Consider the following 16281-nt stretch of genomic DNA (forward strand, 5'->3'; position numbering starts at 1 on the left):
GGCGGGCGCTGCTGGTCGGAGCTGTGGGAGTCTTCGGGCGCCGCCTACCTGCTACGCGAACATCAAGGGCGAGGTGGCGCAATCCCTGGCAGGAGCCCCTGTCTGGGTGCGCGCCAAGGAGAGGCCATCCGAGCGTGCCGCCCACGCCGGGCGCGACAGCTCCGGGGATTCGGTGAGGGAGAGCGAGGCGTCGGATCTGCGGTTGATCAAGCGCGCCGTGTAGCTGCTTGTGAGCGAGCGTTTCGGTTGGCCCTTCAGCGCTGTGTTGGAGGCGCCTCGGCCGCGTCCGGGTGGTCAGGGCCGGGGCGGTGCGGCGACTCGGCGGGTGCCGTTCGGGGCTGGATCCTGACGGAGACCGCTTCTGTGAGCGTCGGCCCCGTAGAGGCCGACACAGCCAAACGGGAACGCTCAACCTGCGGCAGGCCGCCTCGTCAGGCCGTGGCTACGAAATACGCGCCCGCCGGGTGTCACTTCCAGCCAGCCGTCAGATCTGCCAGTCACGCAGGCGATCCGCAGCGCCGAACACATCTACCTTCCCTGACAGAACGTCCCGGGCAAGGTCGACGAGGGCGCCGTAGGGAGGATCGATCCCGGTACCGCTGATGTGCATGTAGGCGACCGCGACCGAGCAGGCAAAGCGTGCATTCGCCGCAGGCAAGGGCTTCAGAAGCGCCAGGGTGTGCAGGAGTGCTGCGGCGCGCCAGGCCGGGTCGCTGGTGACGCCGAGGCGGGGCGGGTCCACTCGGTGGCGGGCCACGGCAGCCACCAGCGCCGAGAAGTCGTTGACCGTGGGCTGGTCGGGGAAGGCTTCCTCATGCCGCTGCAGGAGCCAAGGGACGTCCACCGTGATGAGTGGGGCCATTGTCAGGCGGCCTGGCCCGTGCTGCGGGGGGCGACCTCGTCGTCAGGGAAAGCTGTGGCGAACTCCTCCCGGGTCGCGACGAAGTACCGGCGGAACACTTCGGCGCCCTCCTCCAGCGCGCGGTGGCGAGCGATGTCGGCGGCGGCGGCCTCGCGGACCACGGCCTTGAGCGAGGTGCCGCGTTCCTTGGCGATCGCCCGCAGGTCTTCGAGCTCGCGATGGCCCCGCCCTGCTCGCCAACCAATGCCCAGTGAAGAGGCAGACCGATGAGTTTCTGTTCCACCTGGGGTCTACCTCGTGACCGCATCGCGCGACCAAGGAGAAGAACCCGTGATCAACCTGAAGCCGGCCTGCCGCCAGATGATCGACCTACTGGCCGGCGTGGGCAATGAGCAACTCTCCGGTCCTACTCCATGCACCGAATACACCCTCCGCGACCTTGTAACCCACGTTGACGTGGCCGCTCAGGGTTTCATCGGCATCGCCGGCAAGAACGTCAGCCAGAGTACTGACACAGCGGGTGCGGCTGAGTCGACTGCCGGGGGCCTCAGCGACGACTGGCGGGGAAGTGTCGCCAAGAATGTGCAGGCGCTCGGCGACGCCTGGGACGATCCGGCGGCCTGGCAGGGCAGGACCGACGCCGCAGGCCTCGACCTGCCGAACGCAACGTGGGGGAAGATCGCCCTCACCGAGATGGTGATGCACGGCTGGGACATCGCCAGGGCCACCGGCCAGCCCTTCGGCCTCCCCGACGACACGCTGCAAGCCTGCTTCGACCACGTCACCGAGTTTGTCCCGAACGCTCCCATCGAGGGCCTGTGGGGCCCGGCCGTCGAGGTCCCCGCCGATGCTTCGCTCCTCGACCGGACAGTGGCCATCACCGGCCGGTACCCGTAGCGTTGGTCCCACGTCAGCAGCCCAGGGCGCGCTGAGATCGCGCAATCTCCGAGTGCGACCAAGGACCCCGAACCGTGGCGGCGCCCAGCCCAACGGCCCGCCGCGCATTCCGTCACCTCAAGAGCTCCGATTCGACGGCAGCCCATCTCAGGTGACGGTGTACCAGGGGCCCGGGAAGACCCAGCCGTCAGTGCCTTCGCCGATGTCATCACAATGACGAAGATGACGGAGTCGTCCTCGAACTCGCCCTCCCCCTCGCCCAACTCTCCGTCGTTCCACTGCGACTGCGACTAGATGGAGGCCCAGTGGCCGTTGCGGCCGTCGATGTGCAGCGGCGCGCTAGCCGCCGACGCCGCGATCGCGTTCATCGGTGCCGGCCTTGACGACGCCGCGGATCTCAAACTGGCGATCCTTGAAGGCCTGCGGGACGGGGTCTGCCGGGATGGTCGCGGCTGTCTCGTAGGCCGTGTGAATGATGTCGCGGTAGCTGCGGCGCACGGTGTACTCGTCGTCGGCCAGTCACTTCATGAGGGTGACATGAGCAATGGGCGTGCCATGTCTTGGCCTTGTAGGAGCGGCACCGGGGACTGTTCGTCGGCACCCCGCCGGATTCTTCTTCCGCTTCCCAGCCATCAGCCCCGTCCCTCCACCCCATCGCGCACGGCGACCGGCCGGTCGCCGGCCTGCGGCCGCAGGAGGCGCCGGGCCCCGAACCCGATGATCTCCTCCTCCACTGACATCCCACCAAGTACAGCCAGTGCCTCGCGTTGGCTGCTGGTCCGGCAGTCACTCTCGCCCACATCGATCTCGGCCTGCTACACCCAGTCGCGCACCGCGGTCTCGGTCAGGATGTCCACCAAAGCGGATCAAGCCCACCGCCGGCCTAGCCCCGCCCAGCGACCCGGATCAGGGGATCAGACACCGCCAGGCACAGCACTTACAGGCCGCCAGCGGCAAGCTGCCGTGAGGGGCCGGATTCGGCAGTGACGACGACCACGCCGGTGATCTTGTCGGCGAACGTCTGCTTCTTGGTGTCCCAGCCGGCCCACCACCAGCCCAGCCCGGAAACCGGCCAGTTGAGGAACTGGCAGAGCCGACGGCTGAGGGCCAGGCCCACGCCGGGCACAAGGCCGTCACCGCCTTGTACGGCTCGGATACCGAGGGCCTTCTTGCCCACCGTCTGCCCGGTGCGACCCTCGCGGATCAGCTGTACGACAATCGCGACGAGCATGGCGATGATGCCCACCCAGCTCAGGATTGCCGCGGGGATCTCGCCCCTGTCGCCGGAACTCTTCTCGTCGATTGCGTAACCGATACCTATCAGCAGCCACATCGGCCCGAAATTGATCAGGCTGTCCAAGAGGAACGCGTCTGCCCGCTGCATCCATCCGGCGTATGGAGGGTGCTGCATCCATCCGGCGTATGGGGAGTCCAGGCAGGCGTACGGGGAGTCCGGGCGTGGGAACGGCGGATACTGGGCCCCGGCCACCTGCTGCGGTGACGGGTAGCTGGGCAGCCCTGGTGACGTCGGGGGGCCCTGCGGTCCGGGGTGGCTCACTTCGGGCACTCCTCATTATTTCCCGTGACGGGAAGTCTGCCGTAGATCACACAGAGTACGAAGACGTGCTTCCGGTATTCCAACTGCCCCCGGGGACAGCGCCCGCGGCGTGACAACGACGGCCTGGGCAACACTCACCACGGCGGTTCCGCAGGTTCAACGACACCATCCCCGCGGACCGCGCGAAGGGCGGATTGTTGGACGTTGCACTCTGCGGGCTGATCTGAAACAGGGCGGGGGCCCGTCTCCAGGACGATCGGTGCTCGCCCAGAAGAGCTCCTCGTTTTCCACACTGCCACCGGTCGGCTTCGCGGTCAGTTCGCTGTACAGGCCGTTACCGCGCTCGCGCAGGGCATAGAGGCCGAACGAGGCTTCCAGACGATAGCTGTCATCGGTGTCCTCGTCCTCCAACAGGCACACTGCAAATGGTGCGAGATGGTCTGCGGGGGGTCTCCGTGACCGTGTCGATCTTCTTGTTACGCGCCCAGGGAAGCCCGGCACAGGTGCCATTGGCTTCTTGCGGGGTTGAGGAGTCCGGCGCCGGACGGAGCCGTCCGGGATGCCTGCGGCGGTGACGACGATGCCCAGACTCTTGATCCAGCAGAACTCGTACCCCTGCTTGGGCGTGCCCTGTCCAACGTCGTAAGGGAGTCTCGTGGCCGGGTCGGACGGAAGGCCTGTGAGGGCCACGGTCTCCTCATACGGCAGCACACCGGCGCAGTACGACTTGAGCTTGTCTTCGTAGCCTTCGTAGCGCCAGCGTTTCCCGGTGTCGCTCAGGCGATACCAGCCGTAGCCGCGAACAGCGCCAGCACCACCGCCGGCACGACAAGCTATGCCCAGCGACGTATTCCCCGCATCCTCTACCCCGTAGTCGATCAGTCGCCGCACCCCTGCTTCGCGCACGCTTCCTTTTGGCGAGCAGGCACAGGATGCGGCCCCACGCGACGCGGGCGCGAAACCAGGCGGTGCGAGGCAGGCCGCAGGCGAACCCGTCACCGACCAGGCCCGCGCTCGTTCTGGCCCGAACGCCCTGACGCCCTGACGCCCTGACGCCCTGACGCCCGCCACTCTCGCCGCCCAGCGGCCCGCATGCCTAGCCAGGCCCCGGTGCCCGAAGCCCGGACCGGCGTTCCCCGGCTTGTCAGCTGAAGGCGCCTGAGGTGGGTGTTCATCAGGGCGCCGACCCAAAGGAACACTGCCATCCAAGCCCTCTGGCTCCGGGGTGTGTTAGACAGGTAGTAATCAGAGGGGTATTTTGCAGCAGCTCAAGCTCGGAATCATGTCGCAGACGCGCAAAGAGAACGAACACCGTCTGCCGATCCACCCAGCGCACTTCGAACGCATCGACGCCGACCTTCGGCCCAGCATCTATCTGCAGACCGGTTACGCGGAGCACTTCGGTGTGCCGGACCGTCAGCTTGCACCGTGGGTCGCCGGTTTCCGCTCACGCGAGGAGCTGATCGCGGAGTGTGACGTCATCCTGCAGGCCAAACCTATGCACGAGGACCTGGCGGAGTTGCGGGAGGGGCAGGTGCTGTGGGGGTGGCCGCACTGCGTGCAGGACGAGAAGGTCACGCAGGCCGCCATCGACCGCAGGCTCACGGTGATCGCCTTCGAGGCGATGAACCACTGGACCCGGGAGGGTTCCTTCAGCCTGCACGTTTTCCACAAGAACAACGAACTGGCCGGCTACTCCTCGGTGTTGCATGCCATGCAGCTGACCGGCGCGACCGGTGACTACGGGCGCCGACGGCGTGCGGTGGTGATCGGCTTCGGCGCCACCGCCCGCGGCGCGGTAACCGCGCTCAGCGCGCTGGGCGTTCACGACGTCGACGTGCTGACTGCCCGCGGCATCGCCGCCGTCAGCTCACCGATCCACTCCGCACGGATCGTGCACTTCGACCACGACACGGCCGACGACACCCTCGACCCACGGCGCAGCGTCGCGCTCACCGAGGACGGTCCGGAACCGCTGGCCGACTTCCTCGCCGGGCACGACATCATCGTCAACTGTGTGCTCCAGGACACCGCGGCGCCGCTGATGTTCCTGCTGGAGGAGGACCTGCCCAAGCTCGCACCCGGCACCCTCATCATCGACGTCTCCTGCGACCAGGGCATGGGCTTCGCCTGGGCTCGGCCTACCACCTTCACCGAGCCGATGTTCACCGTCGGCGACCACGTCCACTACTACGCCGTGGACCACAGCCCCTCCTACCTGTGGGATGCCGCCACCTGGGAGAACAGCGAGGCACTGATCCCCTTCCTGCGACCGGTCCTCGAAGGCCCGGCCGGCTGGGACGGTGACCGCACGATTCACCGAGCGATCGAGATCCGCGGCGGCACCATCCAAAACCCCGCAGTCCTGGCCTTCCAGCACCGCGCCGAACAGTACCCACACGCTCTGCTCTGAACCGGCGCCGCTGGTCGACGGCACACCCACACCGGGTACGCCGTCGACCAGACGCCCGGGCAAGGGCAAGGGCAAGAGCAAGGGCGGAGCTTGGAGCGCGTCGTCAAGCCGTGGTGGGCAGCTGCGATCCGGTGCCGGTCAGCTGGGCGGTGCGGGCCCACAGCTCCGTGGCCGTCCTGGTCTCAAGGCCGGCGGTGGCAGGCTTGCGGATCTTGGGGTAGCCCTTGACGCTGCCGAGCCCGTTCGGGCCCACGTAGGAGTTTCCTGGGATGTCCTGCGTCGCGGCGAAAAGCGACGGCAGGGCACCGTGCTCGGCATCGTTGAGCAAGAACCTCAGAGAGCCGAACATCATCCTGCCGGAGAGGGTGTGACTGACCAGGTTCGTGGAGGCGATGCCGGGGTGCGCGACGATCGACTTGACCGTACTGCCGGACGCGGTGAGGCGCCGCTGCAGTTCGGTGGAGAACAGGACGACGTTCAGCTTCGAGTCGTAGTAGGCGTTCAGGCCCTTGTAGGGCCGGTTCCGTCCGGTCAGGTCCTCCACCTGCGGCTTGCCCAGCCGGTGCAGCTGCGAGGACACGGAGACGACCCGGTCCCTGATGTGGGGCAGGAGCAGGTTGGTCAATGCGAACGGCCCGATGTAGTTGGTCGCCATCTGCGAATCGAACCCGTCGGCCGTGCGTGTCAGCGGTACGTTCATGATTCCCGCGTTGTTGATCAGGACGTCGATCGGGCCCGTCCACTCGTCCGCGAATCGCCGAACGGAGGCGAGGTCGGACACGTCCAGCTCGCGGACCTCGGTGCGTCCCGGGATCTTGGTGGCTGCCTCCTGGCCCTTGCTCACCGTCCGGACGGCGAGGACGACGTTCGCCCCCACTCGGGCCAGTTCTCGCGCGGTGATCAGGCCGATACCGCCCGACGCACCTGTGATCACCACGGTGCGTCCCGACATGTCGGGCAGATCAGCTGCGGTCCATTTCGTCATGGTGTTTCCCCTCGTTCCGGCGCAGGCCAGTCGAGTGGGCCGCGCTCGCCTTCTGCGGCCTTTGGGCCGTCGGCACCCAGTCGACCTGGCTCGGCGGCACGGAACAAGGGCTCCCTTATCCACTGACCGGCAGGCCGTGGATAGCCTCGGATACCAGCGCGATACTGGTGAGGGAGACAGCAGTACCTCAGCGTTGCGGGAAAAGAGAGAGCATGGACCGCTTGGAACTCGCGGAATTCCTCCGGAGCCGCCGGGAGGCCCTGCAACCCGAAGACGTCGGGCTGCCGCGGGGCCCCCGACGACGTACCCGTGGACTGCGCCGGGAAGAAGTCGCCGAACTATCCGGCATGTCCACCGACTACTACGCTCGCCTCGAACGGGGGAAGGGCCCCCGGCCCTCGGAGCAGATGGCCGCGGCGATCTCACGCGGACTGCGCCTGTCCCTGGCGGAACGCGATCACCTCTTCCTGCTCACGGGCCTTGGCATACCCGGACGCGTCCTTCGCAGTGAGCACATAAGTCCAGGGCTCATGCGCATCCTCGACCGGCTTCAGGACACCCCCGCACAGATCATGGGCAGTGTCGGCGAGACCCTCGTCCAGACCCCGCCCGCCGTGGCGCTCTTCGGCCAGCAGACCCACTACACCGGCCTGGCCCGGAGCAATGTCTACAGGTGGTTCACCGACCCCTCATCGAGGCTGATCTACCCCGCAGCCGACCACGCGGCCAACGGGCGCGTCTTCACTGCCCAACTACGTCGCGTCGCGGCCCAGCAGGGCCCGCACGCGCAAGCCGCCGCCCTCGCTCGCCGGCTCCTCGACGAGAGCGAGGAGTTCGCGGCCATCTGGAACGATCACCAAATCGGTCTCACCTTCACCGACGAGAAACGCCTGGTCCATCCCGAGGTCGGAGAACTCACCCTCCACTGCCAGATACTCCTCGACCCCGACCAGGCACACGCCCTCCTCACCTTCACGGCTACGCCCGGCACGGACAGCTATGACAAGTTGCAATTGCTGTCAGTTATCGGAAACCAGCGACTGTCCAGCAGGCCGGCGGGTCGGAGCGAGACGAGTTGACTTGCGAAACCGCCGAACGGGGCTGCAGAGCCCCTCGTTGAACGCTGCTGCTGAGATGTGAGAGCGGAAGCGCGGCGATCAATGCCGCCGACGACGAGTCGCGGCCCCATTCACCGCAGCGTCAATCCAAGCCGAGTCGTCATGTGCCGAGCAGTACGCCGGAACCCATGTCGGGACCCGAGAGTCCCTCGTCCGGACGTGGGTTGAGCCTCGGTGAGTTCTTACAGGCGCGGGACCGCGCGGTTGGGTCGCGGGCGCCAGTGTGGGTTGAACACCAGCAACACCGGCGGGTGCGGCACATCGGCAGACCGACCCTCCGACACGCTCCAGCGGGTGCGCCACATCGGCCGCTCCACGCCGTCGCTGTCCTTCACCCTCCGCCGAACGAAAGAACCGGGCGTACTTCTCCAACTTGTCCGCGATCTCCTCAGCCAACTCCTGGCAGTTGTCCATCTCGATGAACAACAGCGGCACCCCATCCTGCGGGGCGGGTGGCCTCCCAGGCCGCTTCGATCATCTCGAAGATCTCGCCAACCGCGGCGTCCGGATCGGCCGCCTCGCGGCCCAGCGCGTAGGCGTCGATCACGAAGCGCGCGATCGCCCGACAGGCCGTCGGGGTCGCTGCCAGGCCGGGGTCCGCGGCCATGGCTGCGGCCAGGGAGTCCGCGTGGCGCAGCCGCATCGAGTCCTCGTACTCCCGCAGGGCACGCGACTCGACGATCATGCTGTAGATCGGAGCGGCACCGTCCGCCGTGCAGTGCCGCACCATGGCCCGGATCTCGTGGCGCAGTGCCGGCATGAGCGGTTCCGCCGGCGCCCGGTCGGTGACCGCGCGCGTGAGGCGCTGCTCGAAGTTCTCATCCTGCTCGAACACCAGGGCCTCTTTCGAGGCGAAGTGGGAGAAGAGCGTGGTCACGGCGACGTCGGCCTCGGCGGCCACGTCACGGATGCCCACCGCGTCGTACCCGCGCTCCAGAAACAGCCGGAGGGCTGTGTCGGCGATCTTCTGGCGGGTCGCGGCCTTCTTGCGTTCACGGCGTCCGGTCGGCACGGTCATGCGCTGACACTATCAAATACAAAGGTGCAACTGTTTTTAAATACTAACCGTTAGCCTTACGGTCGACCGTATGAAGGGAGTGAGCTTCGCCGAGTCCGGCGGTCCAGACGTCCTGCACCTCATAGACGCAGAGGGCTCAGTCACACTGTTTGTGACTGAGCGCTGTAAGTGGCCCTTGAGCACGCCAGTTGGACCCTGCGGCGGACCAGCGTCTGGATCCTCACCTGGCTGAAACCGTGGAGGCGCACGTCCCAGCGACCTTCCCTCCGACAGCGCAATGCACTATGCCTGCCTCATTCACCTAAGGAGGCAACCCTGGTGACCACGGCGCGGAACCATCACGGGTCGGGCGAACCAACGCAGATGACCCGCTTCGACGACATCTACAGCCAACCGGACCCACGGCCATACTTCGCCACTCTGGGGTCGCTGGGTTATCAGACACCCCATCACGCCCAAAGTGTCTTCCGCCGCCTCCTGCCTTCCGCCGGCTTTCCCGAAGACCTCAGGGGCCCGGCCGGTCAGGATGCCGGGACACAGGCCACGGTCTTGGACATCTGCTGCTCGTACGGCATCAACGCGGCCTTGCTCAACCATCATGTGACTCTGGAGGAGCTGTACGACCGATACACCTCGCCGCAGGTCGCCGGCATGACGACCGCCGAACTGATCGACGTGGACCGCAGGTACTACGCGGCGCGCCGCCGCCCGGACGCCGTGCCCGTCATCGGCCTCGACATCGCCGCGCCAGCCGTCGCCTACGGCCGCGCGGTCGGCCTGCTCAGCGCGGGGTTCGCCGAGAACATGGAAGCCGCCCCGCCCAGCCCGGCCCTGTACCGGGCCACCCGCTGCACCCGCCTGATCACCGTGACCGGCGGGGCGAGCTTCCTGTCCGAACGCACCTTCCAGCCGCTGCTGGAAGGCAGGCGGGAGCCGCCATGGGTGGCCGCCTTCGTGCTGCGCACCAGCTCCTACGAGGACATCGCCGACTGTCTGGCCCGGTTCGGCCTGACCACGCAGAAGGACACGTCCCGCACGTACCCGCAGAGGCGTTTCACCGACATCGACGAACAGCAGTACGCCATCGCCGCCGTGACCGCGGCGGGCGACGATCCCCGCGGCAAGGAGACCGACGGCCGCTTCCACACGACCCTGTACCTCACACGACCCGCCGCGCACGCAACCGCTCATCCGCTGCACGCTCTGCTGCACCATCCGTGATCCCGCCGACGTAAGACTCCACCACTCACTCCGGGGCGGCGACCAGCTCCATCGCCGCGTCGCGCACGTCGGGGCGGGGCGGGGCGGGGCGGGGCGGGGCGGGGCGGCCGTAGCTTGCTGTTGGCTCGCCGCAGCAGGGCTTGGCCGCAGTCGGAGGAATTCGTTCGCTGTCCGAAGTGATCGCTTCCAACCTGCGTCACGTGATGACGGCTGAAGACGTGTTGTCGCGGGGCGAGGTGGGCGGGTTCGCCAGCAGCGTGCTGGATGCCGTCGACCTCAACACGCGCGGGTCAGCAACGCCTGCCGGTCAGCCGCCCTGACCGGCGCTGCCGATCGGGCCGACCTTCACCGGGGAGCCGGCGCCGTCGGTGACGGGCAACGTCCCGGCGCCCGGCCACTTGAGGGAGTACGACTTCGTCTCGCCCGGCGGGGTCACCACAAGACCCGTGACACTGACACCGGAACCGCCCGACTCGTTCATCGGGTAGGTGATGCCGAAGGACACCGACTTCCCGTTCTTGAGGATCGTCCGGCCGGCCGGCTGACCACTGCGCTCTGCGGACAGGGCGCCCTCACTGGTCTTCAGGTCGACACCCGCGAACCCGGACAGCGCGCAGTCCCGGCCGCCGCCGTTGTGCAGCGTCACCGCGACGGATCCCTCGGGGTCGCCGTCGATGGTGGTGTCCGTCGCCGTGATCTCCAGATTGTCGGTGCGGCACTTGTCGACGCTGCCGCTCTCGTTCGAGCCGCTCCCGGCGGCCGTGCCCTGCCCGCCCGAGCTCTTGGCGGCGGAGTCCTTCTCACCGCCCTGATCCGAGCTGCCCGACTCCGAACCGCCGCCTTCGGAAGACGCGGTGGCCGCGGACGACGGGTCGCTCTGTGCCGAGCTGTCATCGCCGTTGCAGGCCGTGAGCGAGAGACCCGCGGCAATGGCCATGGCGGTGAAGGTGAGCTTGTGAACGCGCATCGTTTCTTCCTCGGTATCGGTTGGGGGCGCCGGCCGCTCGGTCGGAGTCGGTACGAGCCGGCGCTTCTGATCACCAAGACCCGCCCGCCCGGCTAGCCGTTCCGCCCAACTCCCCCCTAATACATTCCTGTTACACGTAAAGCACGCACCACGTGCACCACGCGCACCACGCGCATCGCCCCTGGGCACACCCCACCCGCGCTCGCCCCACCCCCGGCCGCCGTCCGGCGCGGGAAACGGGCCCGAAACGGTGTGCCGCACCGCGCCGGGTCACACCGCCGCCCACCGGGACGGCAGTTCCCGCCGCCGTTCCGCACCTGTTACAGCCGCCGTCCGCTGGGACAGACCCGTAACCCAGCCGGCCTTGACCACAACCGGTGGCGTCCCCAGTCGACCGCGGGATGTGCGAGGCGTGCGGCAGCAACCGGCCAGGGGGCATGTGCGTCGGCCCTGCTGTGTGGCTTTACCGAGCAGTACGACGCCGACGGCCTTCTGCGCCAGAAGCCGCGAGTGCCCGACGCGCTCCGTCGAGATCGGAAGTACAGCTTCGCTTGGAGAAGCCGAGGATTTCGTCCAGCGGTCGCATCCGGAAACGGAGCCAGGAGGAGGCGGCCACACGGCGTCCTGGCGCTCGCCGTGTTCACCTGTGATGGCTGAGCGTCGACTTCGCCCGTCGACCGGTCGACGAGTGGCGCCGGACTCAACTGGGCAGTGCGTCTTCCAACTCCGTTTGCTCCGCCAAGCTCAGCTCAAGCTCGGCCGCCTTGGCAGAGTCCTGGATCGACGCCGGGCGGCTGGCTCCCGGCACCGGGATCACCGCCGGGGAGCGGGTCAGCAGCCAGGCCAGGGCAATTTGCTGCGGGCTGACACCGTGCCTGGCCGCGATGCGGTGGAAGGCGGTGCTCACAGCGGTCGGGCGGGAGGCGCCGTCGAGGGAGCTTCGGGAAATGCCGCCCAGTGGGCTCCAGGGCAGGAAGGCCAGCCCCAGCTGGGTGCTCAGCCGCAGCTCGGGTTCGCTGTCGCGGACCGCGGGTGAGTACTGGTTCTGTACGGAGACCAAGCCGTCGCCGAGGACCGCGTGGGCCTCACGGATCTGGGCGGTGGTGACGTTAGAGATCCCAGCGGACCGGATCGTGCCGGCGTCGAGCAGCTCGCGCAGCGCGCCCACGGAATCCGCCCAGGGCACGGCCGGGTCCGGCTTGTGCAGCTGGTACAGGCCGATGGCCTCGACGCCCAGACGCTTCAGGGAACCTTCGGCGGCACGCTTGAGGTGGGCGGGGGCGCCGGTGACGGTCCAGCTGCCGTCGCCTGGACGGCCGCGGCCACCCTTGGTCGCGACGAGCAGGTGGGAGATGTCGCCGCCGTAGCGGGCCAGGGCGCGAGCGATGAGGAGTTCGTTGTGGCCGGTTTCGTCGGCGTGCCAGTGGTAGCTGTCGGCGGTGTCGATGAGCGTGACTCCGGCGTCCAGGGCGGCGTGGATGGTGGCGATCGCCTGCTGTTCGTCCGGGCGGTGCTCAATGGACAGCGGCATGGCGCCCAAGCCGATGGCGCTCACGGAGGTATGGCCGATGGGGCGGGATCGCATGGTGTCCGGTCCTCAGCTGGTGGGGGCGGTGGATGTGTTGAGGGCTTCGGCGACGGCGCCGGGGAGCCAGTCGGTGGTGTGAGAGAAGGAGAAACCCAGCTTTTTCGCGCGGGCGTTGCTCATGGCGTAGTGGCGGTCGAAGGAGAACGGTGAGGCCGGCTCGCCCGCGGCGACGCTGCGGTAGAGGGGCTCCCTGCCGGCCTGTGCGGCGACCACAGCACTCAGGGCGCGGGCATCGAGTGGGCCGTCGGAGCTGGCGTTGACCGGGCCGGTGAAGTCGGTGGCCGTGGCCGCCCATTCCAACAGCTCCGCCAGTTCTTGGTAGTGGATGAAGACTGAGGGCAGCGCCTCGGCGTGCACGATGATCTGCCTGCCCTGGGTGATGCGTTCGATGTAGTGCGCCAGCCGGCCGGTGAACTCCTGGGAGCCGCCACCGAGTACGTGGGCACTGCGCACGGCGGCGAAGCCGAACCCGTGATGCTGCGCGAAGACGGCCTCCGCCTGGCGCTTGCCCTCGGCGTAATGCGCCTGCAGATACGCGGCGTCGTGCCAGGGAAGGTCCGTCCGCACCAGCCACGTGGCCGGATCCACCGTCTCCTCGGGCACCGGTGTCCCGGGCGGGAGGGCAGGCAGTGCGGCGGTCGCCGGATCGTAGACCTCGATCGTGGAGGTCATGACGTAGCGCCGGGTACGGCCGCTGAAGACACGGGCGGCGATGGCGGCTTGCACCGGGGTGTAGCAGACCTGGTCCACGACCACATCGAAGTTGCGGGAGCCCAGCGCGGCGATCAGGGCAGCCTCGTCATCGCGGTCGACGACGAGGTGCTCGACTCCTGCCGGCGGCGGGATGGAGCCGCGGTTGATCACAGTGACCCGGTGGCCTCTCGCCTGCAGGCGCTGCACCAGGAGCTTGCCGAAGTAGCGGCTTCCGCCGATCACGCAAATAGTTGCCATGCCCCCATCCTGGAGACCTAAAGTCATCAGCAGAAGTGCCCACTTACTGGATACGTATTAAGGAATACTGTTGATCGATGTGCAGCGGCTCCGGGTCCTGCGGGCTGTGGCCGAACACGGCAGCTTCAACCAGGCAGCGACAGCTCTTCACCTCACCCCCTCGGCCGTCTCCCAGCACGTCGCCGCTCTCGAACGCAGCCTCGGTGCGCAGGTCGTCGCGCGCAGCACCCGCGGCGTGACCCTCACGCCGGCCGGCCGGATCATGGTCGGGGCTGCCGAGTCGGTAGCCGCGGAGCTCGTACACGCCAAGCAGCGAGTCGACCAACTCGGCAGCGGGCGCTCCCAGATCACCATCGCCACCTTCACCAGCGGGGGCAGGCTCCTGCTGCCAGGGGCGCTCGCCCGCCTCACCACCACTCATCCCGACACCGTGGTCCACGTCAGGGAAGCCGAGCCCGAAGACAGCCTGCCGCTGGTTCGCCAGGGCGCCGTGGACCTCGCACTCGCCTACCACTTCGATGGCCCGCTGCCCGGTCAGCGTGGCTCAAGCTCCAGCCTGGCCTGGACGGCACTCATGGAAGACCCCCTGCATGTCGTCCTGCCCAACGCCCACCCCCTGGCCGACCGCGAGTCACTCGACATCGGTGAACTGGCCGCCGAACCCTGGGTACTCGGCTGCCTCAAGACCGAGACGTACCTGCGGCGCTACGCCGAACGTGCCGGCTTCGAGCCGGAGGTGCGCGGCACGACAACCGACTACTTCTTCGCCCGCTCACTCGTCGCCGCGGGCATGGGAATTTCGCTGATCCCCTCCATCGCGCAGACCCCGCAGATAGCAGGACTACGCACCATCCCCATCGCGCCGCCAACTCCGACCCGGCACATCGGAGTTGCCACCATCCTCCGCCGCAACCACCCCCAGGTCATGACCCTGATCCAGGCACTCCAGGGACAAGCAGCAGCGCTGGACGCAACCTGAGGCACACAGCACGATCCGGCCTCATTCATTTGTACGTAGCTGAGGAAGTCCGCGGCTCTGGCACCGCCTGTCGCTCAGGGCTGAGAACGCCTCGGGCAGGACACTTCGCTCAGCTAGTTGGACGGCGGTGCGCTACACGTCGGACCGCGGAAGCCCGACGCCGACTCGGTGCGCGCAGGTGTGACTCGCGATCGGCGCGGTCGGCGCGGTGCAGGTCAGCGAGACTGAGGCGAGGTGTCCGTCATCCGCCTGTGGCCTGTGCCCAGGAGCAGGGCAACGTCCCACTCCGGGCAAGGCCCCGCCGACATCAGCGGCGGCCCCCCTGCGGGACCCCGGAGATCGTCAGCCGCGATGCACCCGATGGACACTGACGGCATAGCCGCCGCCCTCGTAGGGGTGGGCGTCCCACGTCGCAAAGCGGTCGACGAGGGTGAGATGGGCCGCGGCGCAGTAGGCGTCGTACTCCGGCAGGCTGATGGCGGGCGGTACCGGCAGATGCGCTTCGTCCAAGCCGAATCCGGCGACCATGAGGCCGCCTGGGCGCAGGGTTGCGGCCAAGTTGCCGACCACCGCGGCCTCTGTACCCGCAGCAAGGAGCGGGAAAATGTTGCCGGCGGCGACCACAAGGTCGAAGCCCGCCCCCACATGAAGCTCGGCCGGTTCGAACGTGGCCAGGTCGGCCTGGATCCAGGGCAGTTCTGGCGCCTGCCTGCGTGCCACGGCCAGCATGGAAGCATCGAGATCGACCCCGACACAGTCATAGCCGAGCTCAGCCAACCGGATCATGACCCGGCCGGTACCACACCCGGCATCCAGCACCCGCGCCCCGGCGGGCACCAGCGTGGCACAAAACCCGGCCTCCCCGTGCGTGTCCTTGCCGCTGCCCGCCAGGGCAGCGAACCGGGCGGCATAGTCTTCTCCGGACGTCCCGCCGGTCAGCTCTTCCCAACGGCTCATGACAGACAGGGTAGACGCCTGAGGCAGCTGAGCAGCGCGAGTGCTCAGCTACCTGAAATGCCTGCGAGCGGGACCTTGCACGAGGGCACCAGCGCCCAGGTCCTCCACGTCGGCCCCTACGACGACGAGACACCGATCCTGACCAAGTTGCACCACGAGTACCTGCCCACGAACAACCTGCGTGAGGCGGGGCTGCACCACGAGATCTACCTCAGCGACCCACGCAGGACCGACCCCGCCAAGCTCAAGACGGTTCTACGGCAACCCGTAGAAGCGCAATCCGGTTGAGTGACGTCGCGTGTCAGCGGAGGCCTATGCCCGCGAGTGAAGTTGAGGCCGACGCGTCGTGCGTGAGGGGACGGCAGCCGCGCGAGGCATTTTTCCTGCGGCTGGCGGCGGTCTGGCTGGCGGCGTCTGGTCGGCTTCTCCGGGATGGCTCCCCTGATCCGGCGTCGGCGCGGTTGGCGGGGGGGCGTACGCCTGGTCGCCGGCGATCGCGTCCGGGCGCGGACGAGGCCGGCCCGCCGAACCACGGAACTTGACCCGCTCGTCAGCCCGCCGCGCGAGCGCCCCATCTCGGCCGCGCGAAGCCGGGCCTTGCGGCGGCGGCGCACGCGGCGGCGTTTCTCGCGAGTCACGTCGCCCGTCCCCTCGTCGGGGTCGGGCGCCGCCGCTGTCTGAAGTCGGGGCAGTTCCCGCGGCTACCGGTGGGCGGCGATCGCTCGTGGTCCTTGGCCGAGCGACCTGCTCTTATGGTCAAATCCCAC

At 68.1% G+C, this 16281-nt stretch carries 18 protein-coding genes; 7 read left to right on the forward strand and 11 right to left on the reverse strand.

The genetic code is table 11. The features are described from left to right. Positions 1 to 484: 484 nt before the first annotated feature. Complete coding sequence (locus ACGFX9_RS26860) at positions 485 to 862, reverse strand: toxin Doc (RefSeq protein ID WP_393477032.1); 378 nt, start codon at positions 860 to 862, stop codon at positions 485 to 487. Between the two features lie 2 nt (positions 863 to 864). Beyond that, positions 865 to 1107 (reverse strand): hypothetical protein, encoded by a 243-nt coding sequence (locus tag ACGFX9_RS26865; protein ID WP_393477559.1) that lies wholly within the window; start codon positions 1105 to 1107, stop codon positions 865 to 867. 85 nt (positions 1108 to 1192) lie between these two features. On the opposite strand from ACGFX9_RS26865, the gene ACGFX9_RS26870 reads away from it, so the two are divergent. Continuing rightward, positions 1193 to 1759, forward strand: a complete 567-nt coding sequence (locus ACGFX9_RS26870) for a TIGR03086 family metal-binding protein (RefSeq protein ID WP_393477035.1) — start codon at positions 1193 to 1195, stop codon at positions 1757 to 1759. A 339-nt stretch (positions 1760 to 2098) separates the two neighbouring features. On the opposite strand, the gene ACGFX9_RS26875 is transcribed toward ACGFX9_RS26870, so the two are convergent. The 3 genes from ACGFX9_RS26875 to ACGFX9_RS26885 all read right to left on the reverse strand — a co-directional run bounded on the left by ACGFX9_RS26875 (position 2099) and on the right by ACGFX9_RS26885 (position 4223). Further along, positions 2099 to 2257, reverse strand: a complete 159-nt coding sequence (locus ACGFX9_RS26875) for a hypothetical protein (protein WP_393477038.1) — start codon at positions 2255 to 2257, stop codon at positions 2099 to 2101. Between the two features lie 439 nt (positions 2258 to 2696). Further along, positions 2697 to 3143: an RDD family protein gene (locus ACGFX9_RS26880; protein ID WP_393477040.1), complete on the reverse strand. Its 447-nt coding sequence runs from the start codon at positions 3141 to 3143 to the stop codon at positions 2697 to 2699. A 330-nt stretch (positions 3144 to 3473) separates the two neighbouring features. After that, positions 3474 to 4223 carry a hypothetical protein gene (locus ACGFX9_RS26885; RefSeq protein WP_393477043.1) on the reverse strand — a complete coding sequence of 250 codons (750 nt, stop codon included), beginning with the start codon at positions 4221 to 4223 and terminating at the stop codon, positions 3474 to 3476. Positions 4224 to 4575: 352 nt separating this feature from the next. Between ACGFX9_RS26885 and ACGFX9_RS26890 the strand changes: the two genes are divergently transcribed. Further along, positions 4576 to 5730 carry a N(5)-(carboxyethyl)ornithine synthase gene (locus ACGFX9_RS26890; protein ID WP_393477046.1) on the forward strand — a complete coding sequence of 385 codons (1155 nt, stop codon included), beginning with the start codon at positions 4576 to 4578 and terminating at the stop codon, positions 5728 to 5730. Between the two features lie 103 nt (positions 5731 to 5833). Here the strand turns inward: ACGFX9_RS26890 and ACGFX9_RS26895 are convergent, their stop codons facing one another. Beyond that, positions 5834 to 6715 (reverse strand): SDR family NAD(P)-dependent oxidoreductase, encoded by an 882-nt coding sequence (locus ACGFX9_RS26895; RefSeq protein WP_393477048.1) that lies wholly within the window; start codon positions 6713 to 6715, stop codon positions 5834 to 5836. A 212-nt stretch (positions 6716 to 6927) separates the two neighbouring features. Between ACGFX9_RS26895 and ACGFX9_RS26900 the strand changes: the two genes are divergently transcribed. Further along, positions 6928 to 7794: a helix-turn-helix transcriptional regulator gene (locus tag ACGFX9_RS26900; protein ID WP_393477051.1), complete on the forward strand. Its 867-nt coding sequence runs from the start codon at positions 6928 to 6930 to the stop codon at positions 7792 to 7794. Positions 7795 to 8221: 427 nt separating this feature from the next. Here ACGFX9_RS26900 and ACGFX9_RS26905 read toward each other — a convergent pair whose 3' ends face one another. Continuing rightward, entirely contained in the window at positions 8222 to 8851 is a 630-nt protein-coding gene (locus ACGFX9_RS26905) for a TetR/AcrR family transcriptional regulator (RefSeq protein WP_393477054.1), read from the reverse strand. Positions 8852 to 9400: 549 nt separating this feature from the next. Here ACGFX9_RS26905 and ACGFX9_RS26910 point away from each other — a divergent pair. Next, positions 9401 to 10072 (forward strand): hypothetical protein, encoded by a 672-nt coding sequence (locus tag ACGFX9_RS26910; protein WP_393477057.1) that lies wholly within the window; start codon positions 9401 to 9403, stop codon positions 10070 to 10072. Positions 10073 to 10248: 176 nt separating this feature from the next. Further along, positions 10249 to 10392 (forward strand): hypothetical protein, encoded by a 144-nt coding sequence (locus ACGFX9_RS26915; protein ID WP_393477059.1) that lies wholly within the window; start codon positions 10249 to 10251, stop codon positions 10390 to 10392. On the opposite strand, the gene ACGFX9_RS26920 is transcribed toward ACGFX9_RS26915, so the two are convergent. The 3 genes from ACGFX9_RS26920 to ACGFX9_RS26930 form a co-directional block, all read right to left on the reverse strand. After that, positions 10380 to 11039: a DUF4232 domain-containing protein gene (locus tag ACGFX9_RS26920; protein ID WP_393477062.1), complete on the reverse strand. Its 660-nt coding sequence runs from the start codon at positions 11037 to 11039 to the stop codon at positions 10380 to 10382. The two genes, ACGFX9_RS26915 and ACGFX9_RS26920, sit on opposite strands and share 13 nt — an antisense overlap. 700 nt (positions 11040 to 11739) lie before the next feature. Continuing rightward, positions 11740 to 12624: an aldo/keto reductase gene (locus ACGFX9_RS26925; protein WP_393477065.1), complete on the reverse strand. Its 885-nt coding sequence runs from the start codon at positions 12622 to 12624 to the stop codon at positions 11740 to 11742. Positions 12625 to 12636: 12 nt separating this feature from the next. After that, on the reverse strand, positions 12637 to 13578 hold the full coding sequence (locus ACGFX9_RS26930; protein ID WP_393477067.1) for an NAD-dependent epimerase/dehydratase family protein: 942 nt from the start codon (positions 13576 to 13578) through the stop codon (positions 12637 to 12639). Positions 13579 to 13648: 70 nt separating this feature from the next. On the opposite strand from ACGFX9_RS26930, the gene ACGFX9_RS26935 reads away from it, so the two are divergent. Next, positions 13649 to 14557, forward strand: a complete 909-nt coding sequence (locus tag ACGFX9_RS26935) for a LysR family transcriptional regulator (protein ID WP_393477070.1) — start codon at positions 13649 to 13651, stop codon at positions 14555 to 14557. A 342-nt stretch (positions 14558 to 14899) separates the two neighbouring features. Here ACGFX9_RS26935 and ACGFX9_RS26940 read toward each other — a convergent pair whose 3' ends face one another. Further along, entirely contained in the window at positions 14900 to 15514 is a 615-nt protein-coding gene (locus ACGFX9_RS26940) for a class I SAM-dependent methyltransferase (protein ID WP_393477073.1), read from the reverse strand. Positions 15515 to 15571: 57 nt separating this feature from the next. On the opposite strand from ACGFX9_RS26940, the gene ACGFX9_RS26945 reads away from it, so the two are divergent. Further along, entirely contained in the window at positions 15572 to 15802 is a 231-nt protein-coding gene (locus tag ACGFX9_RS26945) for a GyrI-like domain-containing protein (protein ID WP_393477076.1), read from the forward strand. Positions 15803 to 16281: the final 479 nt, after the last annotated feature.

This window comes from Streptomyces sp. NPDC048436, assembly GCF_043200355.1.
Classification (GTDB): Bacteria; Actinomycetota; Actinomycetes; order Streptomycetales; family Streptomycetaceae; genus Streptomyces.